12 protein-coding genes, 1 tRNA gene and 1 pseudogene are annotated in these 15,817 nt (G+C 70.8%); 6 read left to right on the forward strand and 8 right to left on the reverse strand.

Translation table 11 applies throughout. The annotated features are described in order from the left end of the window. Nucleotides 1-117 precede the first annotated feature (117 nt). From IG64_RS20435 to IG64_RS20455, 4 genes are all read right to left on the reverse strand, one after another. A complete protein-coding gene (locus tag IG64_RS20435; protein ID WP_199811629.1) occupies nucleotides 118-1,524 on the reverse strand; it encodes an OFA family MFS transporter in 1,407 nt (468 codons plus the stop codon). 1,207 nt (nucleotides 1,525-2,731) lie between these two features. Further along, complete coding sequence (locus IG64_RS20445; protein ID WP_037858349.1) at nucleotides 2,732-4,867, reverse strand: acetate--CoA ligase family protein; 2,136 nt, start codon at nucleotides 4,865-4,867, stop codon at nucleotides 2,732-2,734. A 4-nt stretch (nucleotides 4,868-4,871) separates the two neighbouring features. Further along, on the reverse strand, nucleotides 4,872-6,104 hold the full coding sequence (gene frc, locus IG64_RS20450; RefSeq protein ID WP_037858298.1) for a formyl-CoA transferase: 1,233 nt from the start codon (nucleotides 6,102-6,104) through the stop codon (nucleotides 4,872-4,874). Between the two features lie 11 nt (nucleotides 6,105-6,115). After that, nucleotides 6,116-7,825 (reverse strand): thiamine pyrophosphate-binding protein, encoded by a 1,710-nt coding sequence (locus tag IG64_RS20455; RefSeq protein ID WP_037858301.1) that lies wholly within the window; start codon nucleotides 7,823-7,825, stop codon nucleotides 6,116-6,118. Nucleotides 7,826-8,124: 299 nt separating this feature from the next. Between IG64_RS20455 and IG64_RS20460 the strand changes: the two genes are divergently transcribed. Beyond that, nucleotides 8,125-8,209: transfer RNA gene (locus tag IG64_RS20460), tRNA-Leu, on the forward strand. Between the two features lie 457 nt (nucleotides 8,210-8,666). Here IG64_RS20460 and IG64_RS39055 read toward each other — a convergent pair. The 4 genes and pseudogenes from IG64_RS39055 to IG64_RS42865 all read right to left on the reverse strand — a co-directional run. Continuing rightward, a pseudogene (locus tag IG64_RS39055) lies at nucleotides 8,667-9,083 on the reverse strand (RNaseH domain-containing protein); the annotation flags it as partial. After that, on the reverse strand, nucleotides 8,965-9,348 hold the full coding sequence (locus IG64_RS42295; RefSeq protein ID WP_234438569.1) for a hypothetical protein: 384 nt from the start codon (nucleotides 9,346-9,348) through the stop codon (nucleotides 8,965-8,967). The pseudogene IG64_RS39055 and the gene IG64_RS42295, both read right to left, overlap by 119 nt. A gap of 805 nt (nucleotides 9,349-10,153) precedes the next feature. Beyond that, on the reverse strand, nucleotides 10,154-11,827 hold the full coding sequence (locus IG64_RS42305) for a hypothetical protein (protein ID WP_234438571.1): 1,674 nt from the start codon (nucleotides 11,825-11,827) through the stop codon (nucleotides 10,154-10,156). A 67-nt stretch (nucleotides 11,828-11,894) separates the two neighbouring features. Continuing rightward, the gene (locus IG64_RS42865) at nucleotides 11,895-12,029 is read right to left on the reverse strand and encodes a hypothetical protein (protein WP_267883410.1); all 135 of its coding nucleotides are present in this window, start codon (nucleotides 12,027-12,029) and stop codon (nucleotides 11,895-11,897) included. Nucleotides 12,030-12,337: 308 nt separating this feature from the next. Here IG64_RS42865 and IG64_RS20470 point away from each other — a divergent pair, with 308 nt between their 5' ends. The 5 genes from IG64_RS20470 to IG64_RS20490 are packed head-to-tail and all read left to right on the forward strand — an operon-like array spanning nucleotide 12,338 to nucleotide 15,816. Beyond that, the gene (locus IG64_RS20470) at nucleotides 12,338-12,760 is read left to right on the forward strand and encodes a WXG100 family type VII secretion target (protein WP_037858303.1); all 423 of its coding nucleotides are present in this window, start codon (nucleotides 12,338-12,340) and stop codon (nucleotides 12,758-12,760) included. A gap of 59 nt (nucleotides 12,761-12,819) precedes the next feature. Then, the gene (locus IG64_RS20475) at nucleotides 12,820-13,134 is read left to right on the forward strand and encodes a WXG100 family type VII secretion target (RefSeq protein ID WP_037858304.1); all 315 of its coding nucleotides are present in this window, start codon (nucleotides 12,820-12,822) and stop codon (nucleotides 13,132-13,134) included. Then, nucleotides 13,134-14,870: an RNase A-like domain-containing protein gene (locus tag IG64_RS20480; RefSeq protein WP_158771606.1), complete on the forward strand. Its 1,737-nt coding sequence runs from the start codon at nucleotides 13,134-13,136 to the stop codon at nucleotides 14,868-14,870. The genes IG64_RS20475 and IG64_RS20480 overlap by 1 nt, the downstream gene beginning before the upstream one ends. Nucleotides 14,871-14,894: 24 nt before the next feature. Continuing rightward, on the forward strand, nucleotides 14,895-15,458 hold the full coding sequence (locus tag IG64_RS20485; protein WP_037858305.1) for a hypothetical protein: 564 nt from the start codon (nucleotides 14,895-14,897) through the stop codon (nucleotides 15,456-15,458). A gap of 58 nt (nucleotides 15,459-15,516) precedes the next feature. Further along, a complete protein-coding gene (locus IG64_RS20490; protein WP_037858306.1) occupies nucleotides 15,517-15,816 on the forward strand; it encodes an RNase A-like domain-containing protein in 300 nt (99 codons plus the stop codon). Nucleotide 15,817: the final 1 nt, after the last annotated feature.

The following is a 15,817-nucleotide window of genomic DNA, read 5'->3' on the forward strand; positions in this document are numbered from 1 at the left end:
ACCGCCGCCGGCCGCCGCACCGCCGTCCGGCGGCGCACCGGCGGCCGGGTACGGCGGGAGGCGGGACCATCGCCCGGGCACGGGACGGGTCCCGCCTCCGCATCCCCGGCGACGCCGTCAGGACGCGGTTCCCGGCCCGGCCGCCACCGGACGCGCGTCGCCCCGCCCCGGCCGGCGCAGCAGCAGCGCGAGCGCCGCGGCGACCATCGACACGCCACCGGCCAGCGCGTAGGCCCCGTCGTAACCCCAGGCGCCCACCACCATCGAGCCGAGGCCACCGCCGAACAGGCCGCTGACCAGCTTGCCGCTGTACACCAGCCCGTAGTTGGTGGCGTTGTAGTTCTCGCCGAAGTAGTCCGGGGTCAACGCGGCGAACATCGGGTAGAAGGCGCCGCCGCCGAAACCGGAGAGGAAGGCGAAGAACAGGAACAGCCACTCGTTCTTCGTGTCACCGGCCCAGATCACACCGAACTGCGCGAGGCCCAGCAGGACGATGACGAACACCAGCGTCGTCTTGCGGCCCCACAGGTCCGACAGCCACCCCACCACCGCGCGGCCGACCCCGTTGATCACCGCCATCACCCCCATCGAGGACGCCGCGACCAGCGGCCCGAAACCGATCTCCTTGGCGAAGTCGACCTGGAAGGAGATACCGAAGATCGACACCCCGGCCGTCATCACCACGGTGATCCACATCAGCGGCAGCATGCCGGTCCTGACGGCCTCCTTCGGGGTGAACTGCCGTACCGCCGGAGGGTTCTTGGCCAGACTGGCCGCGCTCTTGCCGTTCCCCGCGAAGGACAGCGGGTCGATGTCCGCCGGCCACCAGTTCTTCGGCGGGTCCTCGAAGAAGAACGCGCAGACCGCCACCACGATCAGCACGTACACCCCGATCAGGTCGAGCACCTCGTTGTAGTTCCCGGTGTCGAAGGCGTAGTTGAAGATGAAGATGAACGGCAGCGAGCCGTAGGCGAAGCCGCCGTTGACGAAACCGGTCCTCGCGCCGCGCCGCTCCGGGAACCACTTGCCGACCATGTTGATGCAGGTGGCGTAGATCAGCCCGGACCCGGCACCGCCCACCACACCGAACCCCAGGACGGCGAGCAGCACGTGGTCCAGGTGGGACAGGGCCAGGAAGCCCAGCAGACACATGCCCGCACCGATGTACATGGCCCGGCGGGCGGTGAGCAGGCCGCGCTCGCGCAGCCAGCCCGCCGGGAAGGCGATGCCCGCCTGGAAGAACACCCAGACGCTGAGGATCCAGAAGGTGTTGCTCTGCGTCCAGCCGTGCGCCTCGGACAGGGTGTCCTCCGCGGAGCCGTAGGCGTACTCCGAGACGCTGATGGCCATCATGGAGACCCACGGGAGGTACACCATGAACTTGCGCGAGTGACCGAGTATGTCCCGGTCGGTCTCACCCACGCGGTAGACCCGGCCCCCGGGGCCGGTGACTTCGCGGTAGGCGCCCTTCGCCGTGCCGGGTCCGGCCGGCGTGTTCCTTGCTGCCATGGGATCAGCCGTCATCTCAGGCCATCTCCTCGCCGAGGGGGTGGGAATCGGGGACGATGCGCCGGACCCTGGGAAGGGCCAGGGACTCGAGGAAGAGCGCGGCGGCGGCAGACGAGCGCGGTGCAGCCCGCCGGCGCGAACGCACCGCGCGGAGCGCGGGTCGCGGCCGCCGTGGTGCCGGTGCCCGCGAGGACCGGCGGCAGCCACGCCCAGGCGAGCAGCCCGCAGGTGCTCGGCCGTGCTGCTCGCCGAAGTGGTCCGCCGCCGACGCCACCACCAGGGGGAGCACCGCACCGCCGGCGAGTGCGGCGGCGACGCAGCCGAGGAGGAGCGGCGCGGAGCCCGCCGCCCGCCGCGGCCGGCACCCCCGGCTGCGCAGCGGCCGGCGCCGGCAGGGCCACGGCGAGGGCGGTCCGCCGCTCCACGAGGTCCGACACCGCCCCTGCGGCCGCCGTCCCGGTGCCGCCCGCCACGGCCGCCACGGCCGCCCGGGCCATCGCCGCTGGGCCGAGCCCCGGCGCGCGGCCGCGGGAGGGCAAGAGGAGGACGTCGAGGACCGTGACACCGGCCGTGCCCAGCAGGCACAGCGCCATCAGCCACAGCGCGGGGGTGCGTACCGCCCTCGCCGGACCCGTCTGCCGCGGGGCGGGCGGGTTCTTCCGGTGCCTGCGCCGGGCCGCGCGGCCGGCCGGCACCGTGAGCGGGCCGGCGTGCGCCGGCCACCGGTTCCGCGGCGGGTCGTGGAAGAACCGTCCGGCCGCCGTCCGCACCGCCCGGACCGCCGCGCCGGTCACGGCGAGCAGGCTCCGCTGCCCGGCCCGGTCGGCCCCCAGGAGCAGCGGCACCGCCCCGCAGGCCGGACCGCTCGCCGCGAACGCGACGCATCCGATGCCCGTCATGCCCGGCCAGAGCAGGACGGCCATCCGGATCCGGCCGTGGCCCGGCAGACCGGCGTCGCTCTCGCCGACCCGGTGGACGCGGCCCCCGCGGCCCCTCACCTCCCTGCACAGCGGAGCGGCGGGTGGATCGGTGGTTTCCATCTCGCGGCAGCACCCCTCGCGTCGAAGGTTCTGGCAGACGCCCCTGTCCGATGCCTTTCGTGCGCACGCGTCCCGGGCGCGGCCCGCACGCACCGCCGGCCGCCCCCAGGTCGTTCACCTCATGAACCGCCTCCCCGCAGCCCCCGAGGTCCGCGCCCCGGCAGGCCCGGGGCGTGCCGGCGTCACGACAGCAGCCCCGCCGCCCGCGCCCACCGGTACTTCGCGCCGAGCACCGCCACCGGCTTCTCCGTCGTGTACGGGTAGGCCACCACCCCCCGCTCGAAGAGGTACTGGCAGGCCTCCTCCACCTCGACGTCACCGGCGAGGGAGGCCACCACCGGCTTCTCCACCCCGCGTGCGCGGAACTCGGCCACCACCCGCGCGGTCAGCTCGGCGAACACCATCGGAGGGGTGACGATGGTGTGCCAGTAGCCGAGGACGAGCGCGTGGACGCGCGGGTCCTGGAGCCCCAGCCGGATCGTCGCCTCGTACGTCGAGGGCGGCTCGCCCCCGGTGATGTCCACCGGGTTGCCCGAGGCCCCGAACGGCGGGATGAAGCGCCGGAACGCCTCGTCCAGGTCCTGCGGGATCTCCATCAGCGACAGTCCGTTGTCGGTGACCGCGTCGGACAGCAGCACCCCGCTGCCGCCGGCCCCGGTGATGACGACGACGTTGTCGCCCTTCGGCGCGGGCAGCACCGGCAGAGCGCGCGCGTACTCCAGCATGTCGTTCAGGCCCGGTGCCCGGATGACGCCCGCCTGCCGCAGGATGTCGTCGTAGACGGCGTCGTCGCCTGCTAGGGCACCGGTGTGCGAGCCCGCGGCCCGCGCCCCCGCCGCCGTACGGCCCGCCTTGAGGACCACCACCGGCTTCTTCGGCACCGTCGCCCGGGCCGCCGCCACGAAGGCCCGCCCGTCCTTGAGGTCCTCCAGGTGCATCGCGATGCACTGGGTGTGCGGATCCTCGCCGAACCAGGTCAGCAGGTCGTCCTCGTCCAGGTCCGACTTGTTGCCGAGGCCCACGATCGCCGACACACCCGTCCTCGTGGTCCGTGCGAAGCCCAGGATCGCCATGCCGATCCCACCGGACTGCGAGGTCAGCGCGACACCCCCCTTCACGTCGTACGGCGTGCAGAACGTCGCGCACAGGTCCTGCCAGGTCGAGTAGTAGCCGTAGATGTTCGGCCCGAGCAGCCGTACGCCGTACCGCTCGGCGATCGCCACGATCTCCGCCTGGAGCGCGTGCTCGCCCGTCTCCGCGAACCCGGACGGGATGAGGACGGCGTTGGGGATCCCCTTGCGTCCCACCTCCTCCAGCGCGGCGGCCACGGACCGGGCGGGGACGGCGAAGACCGCCACGTCCACCTCACCGGGAACGTCCGTGACACTCTTGTACGCCTTGCGGCCCAGGATGTCGTCGGCCCGCGGGTTCACCGGATGGACCTCCCCGGGGAAACCGCCGTCGACGAGGTTGCGCATCACCGAGTTGCCGATCTTGCCCGGGGTCCCGGACGCGCCGATCACGGCCACCGAGGACGGCTGCATCAGCCGCCGCATGGAGCCGAGGATCTCCTCGCGCGTGTACGCCCTGCGCGCCGGCGGCCGGCGTTCGGCGAGGATCACCCGGACGTCCGCGGCGACCGCGCCGTCCTCGGTCGCCATCACCGGGTTGAGGTCCACCTCGGCGATCTCCGGGAAGTCGGCGACCAGTTTGGACACCCGCCGGATCTGCTCGGCGAGGGCCCACCGGTCCACGCCCGGCTGTCCGCGCACCCCGCGCAGCACCTCGGCCGCCCGGATCGAGTCCAGCATGGACAGCGCCTCCTCGGCGCGGACGGGCGCCAGCCGGAACGTCACGTCCTTCAGCACCTCGACGAGCACCCCGCCCAGACCGAAGGCCACGACCTTGCCGAAGGCCGGGTCGGTGACCGCGCCGATGATGACCTCCTGCCCCCGGGGCAGCAGTTCCTGCACCTGCACGCCCTCGATCCGGGCCCCGGGGGCGTAGGCGCGCGCGCCGGCCACGATCCGGTGGAACGCGGCCCGTACGTCCGCCGCTCCCTCGACCCCGACGACGACCCCGCCGGCCTCGGTCTTGTGCAGGACGTCCGGCGAGACGATCTTCATCACCACCGGACCGCCGAAGAGCGCCGCCGAGGCGACGGCCTCCTCCACGTCCCGCGCCAGCGCCTCGCCCGCTACGGCGATCCCGTACGCGTCGGCGAGTACCTTGCCCTCCGGCGCGGTCAGGGCCGTACGCCCCTCGGCCCGTACCGCGTCCAGCAGCGCGCGGACCCTGTGCACCCGTTCCTCGGTCATCACCTCAGATCACCCCGTCCGACTTGAGCAGGCGCAGCTCCTCGCCGCCGAGGCCCAGCTCGCCCACGTACACCTCTTCGTTGTGCTCGCCCAGCAGGGGCGAACTGCTCACCTCGACGGGGGAGTCGGACAGCTTGAGCGGACTGCCCACGGTCACGAACTCGCCGCGGGTGGGGTGCGGAACGCGGACCACCATCTCGTTGGCGGCCAGGGACTCGTCCTCGATGATCTCCCTGGTGGACAGGATCGGCCCGCAGGGGATGCCGTGCGCGTTGAGTCTCTCCAGCACCTCCCACTTGGGCAGGCCCGAGGACCACTCCTCGATCAGCTGGAACATCTTGGCCAGCCGGGGCAGCCGGGCCTGCGGTGTGGCCCAGTCGGGGTCGTCGGCCAGCTCGGGCCGGCCGATCAGCTCGCTGATCGGCCGCCAGCCGACGGGCTGCACGATCACGTACACGTAGTCGTTCGGGCCGCCCGGCGCGCACTTGACCGCCCAGCCGGGCTGCCCGCCCCCGGACGCGTTGCCCGAGCGGGGTACCTCGTCGCCGAAGTCGTCGTTCGGGTACTCGGCGAGCGGGCCGTGGGCCAGGCGCTGCTGGTCGCGCAGCTTCACCCGGCACAGGTTGAGCACCGCGTGCTGCATGGCCACGTTCACCCGCTGCCCGCGCCCGGTGCGCTCCCGCTGGAACAGCGCGGCGAGCACCCCGGCGACCAGGTGGACGCCGGTTCCCGAGTCACCGATCTGCGCGCCGGTCGCGGTCGGCGGCCCGTCCTCGAAACCCGTGGTGGCCATCGAGCCGCCCATGGCCTGGGCGACGACCTCGTACGCCTTAAAAGCGGTGTACGGGCCCTCCCCGAACCCCTTGATGGAGGCGTACACGAGCCGCGGGTTGATCTCCTGGATGCGCTCCCAGGTGAAGCCCATCCGGTCGACGGCGCCGGGCCCGAAGTTCTCCACCATGACGTCGGACCGGCGGATCAGCTCGGTCAGGATCTCCTTGCCGCGCCCGGTCTTGGTGTTGAGGGTGATGCTCCGCTTGTTGCAGTTGAGCATCGTGAAGTACAGGGAGTCGACGTCCGGGAGGTCACGCAGCTGGCGGCGCGTGATGTCACCGGCCGGCGCCTCCAGCTTGATGACGTCCGCGCCGAGCCAGGCCAGCAGCTGGGTCGCGGAGGGGCCGGACTGGACGTGGGTCATGTCGAGGACGCGGATGCCGTCGAGTGCCTTTGCGGTCACGGGCGTTCACCTCACTTGTACATCGTCTGGTTCATGGTTCCGGGGGCGTAGGCGTCCGGGTCGACCCAGACGTTGATCAGCGAGGGCTTGCCGGACTCGCGGGCGCGCCGCAGGGCCGGAGCGATATCGGCGGGGTCGCGGACCTCCTCGCCGTGGCCGCCCAGCATCCGGGCGAACTCGTCGTAGCGGACGTCGCCGAGGGTGTTGCCGACCCGCTCGCGCTCCTTGCCGTACTTGGCCGCCTGGCCGTAACGGATCTGGTTCATCGAGGAGTTGTTGCCGATGATGCCGACGAACGGCAGGTCGTAACGCACCAGCGTCTCGAAGTCCCAGCCGGTCAGCGAGAACGCCCCGTCGCCGAAGAGGGCGACGACCTCCTGGTCGGGGCGGGCCTGCTTGGCGGCCAGCACGAAGGGGATGCCGACACCGAGGGTGCCGAGCGGCCCCGGGTCCATCCAGTGGCCGGGCGCCTTGGGTTGCACGACCTGCCCGGAGAAGGTGACGATGTCGCCGCCGTCGCCGATGTACAGGGAGTCCTCGGTGAGGAAGTCGTTGATCTCGCTGACGAGCCGGTAGGGGTGGATGGGGGAGGCGTCCGAGCGCAGCTGCGGCAGCCGCTTGCCGGCGGCCGCCCGCTCGGCGGCGCGCAGGTCGTCGAGCCACCCCTTGCGCTGGGCGGCGCCGGCGTCGAGCCGTCCGGAGGCGGCCTCGGTGACGGACTTCAGCACCAGCCCGGCGTCCCCGACGATGCCGAGGTCGATGTCGCGGTTCTTGCCCACGGTGCGGTAGTCGAGGTCGATCTGCACGACGGTGGCGTCGGGGGAGAGCCGCTTGCCGTAGCCCATGCGGAAGTCGAAGGGGGTGCCGACGATCACGATGACGTCGGCGTGGGCGAAGGCGTAGCGGCGCGAGAGCTGGAAGTGGTGCGGGTCGCCGGGCGGGAGGGTGCCGCGTCCGGCGCCGTTCATGTACGCGGGCAGGTTCAGAGTGCGGACGAGTTCGACGGCGGCGTCGGTGCCCCGCGTCGTCCAGACCTGGCTGCCCAGCAGGATCGCCGGCCGCGCGGCGTGGACGAGGAGGTCGGCCAGTTTCTCCACCGCCTGCGGGTCGCCGGCCGTGCGGGTGGAGGCGCGGTAGCGGCCGGCGGCCGGGATCCGGGCCGCGGCGAGGGGCACCTTGGCGTCCAGCACATCGCGCGGTATCTCCAGGAAGGAGGGCCCGGGCGCCCCGTGGTAGCACTCACGGAACGCCATGGAGACCATGTCGGCGGCGCGCGCCGTGTCCGGCACGGTCGCGGCGAACTTGGTGATCGGCGTCATGATGTCGACGTGCGGCAGGTCCTGCAGGGACCCCATCTTGTGCTGGGAGTGCGCCCCCTGGCCGCCGATGAGGAGCATCGGGGACTCCGCGCGGAAGGCGTTGGCGACCCCGGTGACGGCGTCGGTGGTACCGGGCCCGGCGGTGACCACCGCGCAGCCGGGCCTGCCGGTGACGCGGGCGTAGCCGTCGGCGGCGTGCGCGGCGACCTGCTCGTGGCGCACGTCGACGACCTCGATGCCCTCGTCGACGCAGCCGTCGTAGATGTCGATGATGTGGCCGCCGCACAGCGTGTAGATGCGCTCGACCCCCTCGGCCTTCAGCGCCTTGGCAACGAGATGACCGCCGGAGATCACGTCCTGGGCGGGCCGGGCGGGCCGCGCGTCCTGGGTGTCGTCGGGCATGGCGAAGTCCTGTCCCTTCGTAGGGGGTGGGAGCGATCCGCGTACATTGCATACAGTCGACGAATACTGTATGGACCTCGTTATCCCGCATCCGGTGGTTGGTGTCCAGGGGTGTGCGGCACTTTCCGGACAGGAGCCGGCCGGGCGGCTTACCGGAGCACCTGCTGCCGTGAGCAGGTGCCCGGGCCCAGCGGCGCCCTCCGGCGGGGGGCGGGAAATACGCAGGTGAAACGCACTCCGAAACCTTGGTATGGTTGTCCATGTCGCCGCGGGGGACACCCGCGAACGGCAGACACCTGGTCCGGGTGGCGGAATGGCAGACGCGCTAGCTTGAGGTGCTAGTGCCCTTTATCGGGCGTGGGGGTTCAAGTCCCCCCTCGGACACTCGCTCTGGCGATACGGAATCGAGGACCTCGACCTTACGGTCGTGGTCCTCGTTGCGTTGTCGTAGGCGATGGTGATCCCCAGCGCCTCGTAGAGCGGGCCCTTCTTTTCGGTGGCGGCTGTCTGGATGCGCTGTGCGATGTCGCAAGACGGTCAGTGATTTGCTGGATCTGTTGTGCGTCGGAGGACGTCGAAAGCCTGGTCCTCGCCAGGAAACCGGGCGACCGTGCCGCACACGCGGGTGAGGTGTACCGGCGTCTCGCCGCCATGACGCAGGGTAGGCCCCGGGCGTCGAGACGGCCCCCGAGCCGGAGGAGACCGACTGGGAGTCGGCGTCGGCGACGGAGTCGAGGGCGTCGCCGACGTCCCCGCCGTCCCCGCCGTCCTCGTTCTGGGTCGGCAGCACGTACTCCTGTGCGAGTCCCGCCAGGTGCAGGGGCAGCGGCAGGCTCAGTGCGTCGGGCAGGTCGGGAGCCTGCCGGAGCTGGTGCGTGGCGAGCGCCAGCGCTTCAGGAAGGTCACCGTCGCCGGAGTGGCACCCCAGAACGGCGATCTCCACCAGCCCGGGGTTCCACGCGGCCTTGTCCGTGTCGATGGTCACCTTGCCCTTGGTGTTGACGCGGGGCGCCAGCTTGTCGGCGGCCACCGACAGCTTGAAGGTGCGGGCCTTGGGTGTGGGGGACCAGAAGACGCGGGCCTCGTCGGGGTCCGCGGTCGGGTCCGTCCACAGGTGGGCGGCCAGACCGTTGGGACCGTCAGGGTTCACGCCCCACCACTGGGCGGTCTCCCGGTTGCGGGCCGTACGCACCCGCACCAGCCGCAGGTCCGGATCCAGGCGGCGGCGTGCCGGGACACCCCCGGTCGTCGTCCGCACCGCCGGGTGTCTGCGGGAACAGCGCCAAGAACTCCTCCACCAGCCGGGCCCCGTGGGTGAGCGCCGCATCCGACAGGTCCTGGCACCATCCGGTCGTGCCGAACAGGGCCGACGAAAGACGCGGCAACGGCATGAGCGGCTCGCCGTCCGCGGTGGTCAGCTCGCCGCGCGCCGCCCGGTCCAGCAAGTGCGCCGTGTACTGACGGCGCAGGATCTCGACGGCCGACAGGTAGCAGCCCGGCGGCACGATGTCACCGGCGATCATCTCGGTCGGGTCGTCCAGGTAGTACCGGTCCCGGGCCCGGCGCCCGCCGAAGGCGGCCACCAGGGCGTTGCCGGTCCGGCGTCCGGCCCGCCCGGCACGCTGCACGTAGTTCGCCGGTCCGTCCGGCAGCGAGCCGAGCAGCACCGCCGAAAGGTCTCCGATGCCGATGCCCAGTTCCAGCGTGGCGTGCAGAGAGCACGTCGGGGTCGGTGTAGTGGGTGCCCTGCCGGAACGTCCGCTCCACGCGCTCCCGTTCGGGCCGGGTCAGCATGCCGGTGTGCTCGGCCGTGACGACCCGGTAAGTGCCACCGGTCAGGTACAGACGGCGGTAGTAGTCGGCCCGGTAGTCGCGCTCCAGTTTCCCGCCGAAGCCACCGCTGCCCGCACCGGTCGACGACATGCCGTACTGCGGCGGAGTGAGAATGCCGGGGCAGCGCCAGCGCGGGCAGGGGTGCCCGTACCACCGGGTGCGCCGCTCGGGCGGCACCACCTGTTGCCAGCCGCACTCCTCACAGGACACGAACGCCTTGTTGACCAGGTCGTCCGCCAGCAGCCTGACGTGGATGTGGCCCGGCTGCAGCCCGTAGACCCGGGTCGTGCGGTCCCTGGCGGTGCGCACCGACAGCACGCCTTCGTCCGCGAGGACCGGCAGCAGCCTGCGCAGGTACTCGGTAGCCTGCGACGCGTCCAGGCCGAGACAGCGACGCGTCCAGTCCTGGTACCAGTTGTTCTTACCGGTGATCGTGTCGAACTTCGTCTTCTCCTTGGGCCCGTCGAGCAGGAACCTCGGCGGCGCCACGCGGCCCTAGGGGAAGGCGGGCATGCCTTCGGGGCGCCGGCCGGAGACCAGGTACTGGATGACGCCCGCTTCCCGGATCCAGGTGTCCAGCCACCGGTGCCGCACACCGCCGCGCAGCCGCAGCCGCTCCAGCAGCCCTCGCACGAACGCCATGTACCGCTCGGGCGTGGGCAGGCCGCCGTCCAGGCCCAGCTGCCCCGGCAGCGTGAGGTGGAGGTCGCGGGCGAGCGTGACGATCCGCTCCGGATCGTCGACCACCACCTCCGCAGCCGTGGTCCGCGTCAGCTCAAGGGTGCGCCCGAGCCGGGAGCGCAGCCCGAACTCCATGACGGTCGCGAACGCCAGCCGTTCCCCGATGAGCTTCCAGCTCCGTGCGTCCCCGGTGCCGCGCCCTGACAGGAGCCGGTCCACGCCCGGTTCGTCGTGCAGGTCCGGCGGGACGACCGCGGCCAGCGTCTGCGGGTCGTCCACCGAGTCCAGGACGTCACCGATGAGGTCGTTGAGCGGGAGCGGTGCACCGGCCTCGTCCAGCTGGTGCGCCAGCAGCGAGCGCAGCGAGAACTTGTACGAGGCGTTCGCGACGTAGCCGGTGCGGTGTGCCGCGTCCTGCGTGGAGTCGTTGAACAGCAGCGTCTTGCGTTCCTCCGGCGCCAGCGCGATCTCGTGGCCGCCGGTGAACAGCTGGGTGACCGTGGCGGAGGCCAGTGCGGCGAGCGCCGTACCGAGGAACCGGATGCCGTTGTCCGTGTCACAGGCCGGGCAGGTGTCGTCCTTGGCGGCCTGGTCGGCGGTCTTCTTGTCGAGAATGGCCCGCGCGAACCAGGCGTCCTGCAGCCCCTCCCCGTCCTCGGTGACGGGCAGGCGGTACGTGCTCTGCTCCCCGTCCAGCACCACCACGGTCTGCGGATCGACGCCACCCCCCTGCTTCGGGCCGGTGCCGGTCAACGCCGCCAGAGCGTCCCGCGCCTCGCCCGGCGTCGCCGAGATGAAGTACCGCAGCCGCCGCTTGTCCCGTCCGACGGATGCCGACCAGATCTTCGTCGGGCTGGTCTCCAGCTTCTGCGGATCGGCCTCCGGGGACAGCGCCGCCCAGCCCGACCGGCCGCACACACGGCAGTACACGGCGGGCAGATGGGCCTGCGCCGGCCGCTGCACGGTGTCCGAACCAGGCAGAGCCTCCGGCCGCCGGGAGCCCGTGGTCGGCCACTCGTCGCTGTCGGACAGCTCCTCGGACGCCGACGCCGCGGTGAGCGCCGAACGCTGCGCGACGGCGCGCTCGTCCTCGTACCAGCGGAACTCCGGACGGCCACTCACCCCGCTGAGCACTCGCCCCACCGGCCGGACCCACAGGTGCGCCTCGATGTGCAGCAGCGGACGCGGCCGGCGCTCGTCGGACTCCGGGTCCCGCGCAGAGGACAGCAGCGCCACGAACCGCGACAGCGCCTCCAGCGCGAGCCGCGGGTTCTCCCGCGCGGTGCGCGCCCACGCGTACCCGAAGCGGGCCATACGGTCCCGCAACCCCCACTCGTCGAGCGGCTCGCCGTTCAGCAGTGCCAGCACACCGTGGGTGAAGTCGTGCTTCTTCAGCAGCCGCCCGATCTGGAAGGCGTCCAGACCGCGCCGCCCCAGCAGCCGCTCCGCGAGCCCGTCCAGGTCGAGGTGGTCGCGATCGGACTCCACGCCCGGCCCGCCCGAGACCTCGATGACTTCCTTGGGCCCGGGAGGCTCGGGCAGCTCGTAGTCGATGTCACATGCCCGTCTCCGGATCTCCGAGGAACCGCTCCAGCGCGAGCCGTGTGTCCTCGTCGGCCAGCGCGTACGTCGTCGTGAGGTACTGCGTCAGACTGCCGCGGAGTTGCGCGGCGGCCAGGGTGGGCTTCACGAGGACCTTTCGGGCAAGTCGGTTACCAGGACCGCCAGGTGCGTACCACCGTGACAGCCGGCACCAGGACCGTGACGATCAGCGTCAAAAATAGCGCCCACCTCGGTCATCGGCATCCATCCGGCCGGAACTCGCCTCCGGCCACGCGGTACCGACGGACGCGGGCGGCCGGTGAAGCACATGGCCGGAAACATCTGCCCACCAGTCTCCGTGCCCCGGCCGACCGCCGGTCCCGGAGCGGCGTGAGGTTAAGATCACTGTGTACACGCGGCTTGTCATGCCGAGTCATGGGGGGCGGAGGTACGGGCATGGGTGTGCGTGGTGCGGGCGAGGGCCGAGAGCGTGCCACCGACCTGAGGGTCTCGAGTCATGACCTCACCCAACTGGCCGATGACCTCGACGACATGCAGGACTACCTGGACAAACAGGTTCAGCGTATGGACGCGATCGTCGATCGTATCGAAGCGGGGTGGCGAGGGCCGGCGGCGACGGCGTACCGCAAGTTCCACCGGGCGGCGGCCGAGGACGCCGTACGCATCCGTGAAGTGATGCGGCTCATCGAGCAGGCCGTACGCCTGAGCCGGGACGGCTTCACGGACCGGGAACTGGATGTGATGGCCCGGCTGCGGAGTATTCCGGTGGACATCGACAGCGAGGTCGACAAGCTGTCGACACCGAACCCGGAGACGACCGGTCCCGTCCGTCCGCACAGCAGCCTCGACTCTTTCTGACGGACCTCTCCGAGGCTGCCTGCCGCGAACCGCGACAACACCTGCGAAACGGGGGAACCATGCCGAACGGGAGCACGGACGACGGTCGCATCACCGTCTCCTTCGCCGCCCTCCGCGAACTCGCCACCGAACTGGAGGACATCCTCAAGAAGCTCAATGGACGTCTGGAGGACCTCCACGATCGGGTCGTGCCGGTCGTGCTGTCCTGGGAGGGAGAAGCACGCGAGGTCTTCGTCGAGAAGGTCGATGAGTGGGACCGTTCGGCCCAGGACCTCCAGGCGGCCCAGAAGTGGCTGCACGAGTGCGTGACGACGAGCCACATCAACTATGCGGCGGCGCACCAGGCGGTGCTGCGCGGCTGGGGAGCCGGCTGATGGGGACACCGGTGCCGGGCCAGAACGGAGTCATCGACGTCAAGCCGACGGACCTCCACCGCGTCTCTTGCGGTGTGGCGAGCCAGCAGACGGTGATGGACAAGGGCGCCAGGACACTGCTCGACGACCTTCGAAGGTACCCGGACGCCGGCGGTTACGGCACCTCGCCCCAGGCGTTCGCGACGTCGTACGTCAAGGTGGGGAATCGCTTCCTCGAGGTGTGGGCCAAGAGCGTCGTCAGCATCGGGGGCGCGGCCGTGGGCTTCACTTCGACGGCCAACGCCTACGCGAAGGCGGAGGCGGCCAACGATCCCACGGGACAAGCGAAGCCGGTCGTCCAGCCGTTGCCGAAGGTCATCGATAAGGCGCCCGCCTACGGCTCCGTGCCGAATCTGAAGTGGGGCGACGACGACGGCGGTGACGACTTCGTCCGCAGGCTCCTCGAGTGGGTACCCGGGCCGGTCCGGGACCTGCTGAGACCGGTGGTGAAGCACGCCTTCCGGATGGGCAAGGTCGCCGATGTCTATCCGTTTCCGCAGCAGCACTACCTGAACTCGCTGTCCCAGGCGTGGATGGCGACGACGGTCCCCCTCTCGACGGCGGAGAGCGGCCTGAGCGGGAACGTCAGCAGCATCACGCAGCAGACCAACAGCGAGTGGTACGACGCGATGCGGCAGTTCTGCAGTTCGCTGTGGGGCACCACGGCGTGGGGCGGGAACCGCGAGAACTACGCCTGGAAACACGACAGCTCCGCTTCGCAGACCGCCACCCATCCCGCGATGACCGTTCTGTTCGACACAGCCCGGAAGGTCGGTGATCTCCTCTACGATTTCGCTGAGGCGGCCGTCTACGTCAACGGCGAGGTCTGGGACGTCTACGTCGAGGCCGTACGCGACGCGATCCCCAAGGTCGAGGTCAACCTCAAGGACGGCGTCGGCATGGACGACGTCAAGGGCCTCGTCAAGGGTCTGGCAAAAGGTGTCGCCAAGGGCGCGGTCCAATTGAGCGAGGGCATCGTCCTGAACATGGACACCGCCAGGCTCAACGCGATCGTCACCGAGTACAACCGACGGGTCGACACACTCGTGCCACAACTCGACGCACTCATGGGCCCGTTGGACGAGGCGTACCTAAGCGCTCCGGCCTACGAGGCCCAGGAGGCACGGGCGGAGGGTTTCGGCATGAGATCCCTGGAGGAGTTCAAGGACTCGCAGGTCTGGCTGAAGGTCGACTCGGCCGGCAACTACGACCTCAACCTCGCCGCCAACGAGTATCTGGAGAACGGCCATACCCTGGACAAGCACGTCGGCAAGACGGACGAGCAGCTGGCGCAGCGCCTGCGCGACCAGCAGACGAACGGCCCCACCCAGGCCTGGCCGCACGGCAAGCCGTATCCAGGCGCGGCGTCATCCTTCCCGAGCTACCAGCGGGCGGAGGAGCTGACGGAGTACAACCTGAACCAGAACAAGGCCGCCATCGAGGCATGGATCAAGGGTCCGCCGCCGCCGACGGACGGCAAGGTCGAGAAGTTCCTCTCCACGGCGCCACACGGCGAGATCAGTGGCCGCAGCGTGTTCAAACAGCCGGTGGACCCGAACGACCCGTTGTCCGGGTACAAGGAAGGCGGGATCAACGCCAAGGCGTACGACGTCACCGGCATCGACACGCGTATCAGGTACGACAGCAGCCGCAACCCCCCGTTCACAGTCATGACGTCGATGCCCTACAAGCCCTAGCCCGCCGAGAAAGGCCCGCACCACATGTCCGTCGACCAGACGTCCTGGGACGCCGCGGTACGCCACCTCTACAGGGATGCGACCGCGTACATCGCCACCGGCCCGCGCCGTCACGAGGACTGGACGCTCGACGTCCTGGATCTGATGGCCCGCGCCGTACCGGACCCGAGGGGCTGGGCCCGCATCGACGATGCGGAGGAGGATCCCGAGCGTGTGGGGACCCCCACGTGGCCCTTCGCCGTGCACCCCCCGGAGTACGTCGCGCCACGCCTCGCCGAGATCGACCGGGACAGTGCCGAGAACCTGCTCCTGGCTCTCACCGAGGGTGGCTGCACCTTGGCCAATCTCCGGTACTTCACCGAGTCTCCGGAGGAATTGCGGGCCATGGCCCGCACGGTTCTCGCGCGGTACGGGAATGAGGCCGCTTACCACACCAACGTCAGCAAGACCGGCAGCGCACCCGGCACGCTCGACTTCACACTGGAGGGCCTCGGGTACAGTCCGATGAGTGTCTTCACGGAGGACTGCGGCCTCGTCGTCGTCTCGGCCACAGAGGTCGGCATGTTCTGGAACTTCAACGACCTGTGAACCGGATGCCATCCCCTATGAGCAAGCTGTTGCCCAGGTCATTTGAGAGGATGCCCCCGTGCTGACCCGTTCCGCTTCTTACCCCGACCGGGAGACCGCCCGCTGGGCCACCCAGCAGGTGGTCACCGCCAACGAGCAGGTCATCCACCGCTGGCTCGCCCAGGGCACCCGGGCCCGCCTCACCATCGAGGCCGCCTGGCCTTCCCGGGAGAAGCCCGTGGGCCGGGTTCAGCTGGAGGGTGACCTGCTGGCCGGGCAGGGGCCGGTGGACGTCCGTGCGGCGCGGGTGGTGCTGCGCCGCGAGCCGTCGCGCCCGCACGGTTTCGTCGTCCGTACATCCGTCCCGTTCTACCTGTAGG

The organism is Streptomyces sp. NRRL S-340, assembly GCF_000720185.1.
GTDB lineage: Bacteria > Actinomycetota > Actinomycetes > Streptomycetales > Streptomycetaceae > Streptomyces.

Excerpts from the sequence above, each read along its gene's own strand:
- IG64_RS20475 (WP_037858304.1), top strand. The coding sequence starts at position 12,820 with ATGCCGAACGGGAGCACGGACGACGGTCGCATCACCGTCTCCTTCGCC.
- IG64_RS20445 (WP_037858349.1), bottom strand. The coding sequence starts at position 4,867 with ATGACCGAGGAACGGGTGCACAGGGTCCGCGCGCTGCTGGACGCGGTA.
- IG64_RS20435 (WP_199811629.1), bottom strand. The coding sequence starts at position 1,524 with ATGACGGCTGATCCCATGGCAGCAAGGAACACGCCGGCCGGACCCGGC.
- IG64_RS20480 (WP_158771606.1), top strand. The coding sequence starts at position 13,134 with ATGGGGACACCGGTGCCGGGCCAGAACGGAGTCATCGACGTCAAGCCG.
- IG64_RS42295 (WP_234438569.1), bottom strand. The coding sequence starts at position 9,348 with ATGATCGCCGGTGACATCGTGCCGCCGGGCTGCTACCTGTCGGCCGTC.
- IG64_RS20485 (WP_037858305.1), top strand. The coding sequence starts at position 14,895 with ATGTCCGTCGACCAGACGTCCTGGGACGCCGCGGTACGCCACCTCTAC.
- IG64_RS20470 (WP_037858303.1), top strand. The coding sequence starts at position 12,338 with ATGGGTGTGCGTGGTGCGGGCGAGGGCCGAGAGCGTGCCACCGACCTG.
- IG64_RS20455 (WP_037858301.1), bottom strand. The coding sequence starts at position 7,825 with ATGCCCGACGACACCCAGGACGCGCGGCCCGCCCGGCCCGCCCAGGAC.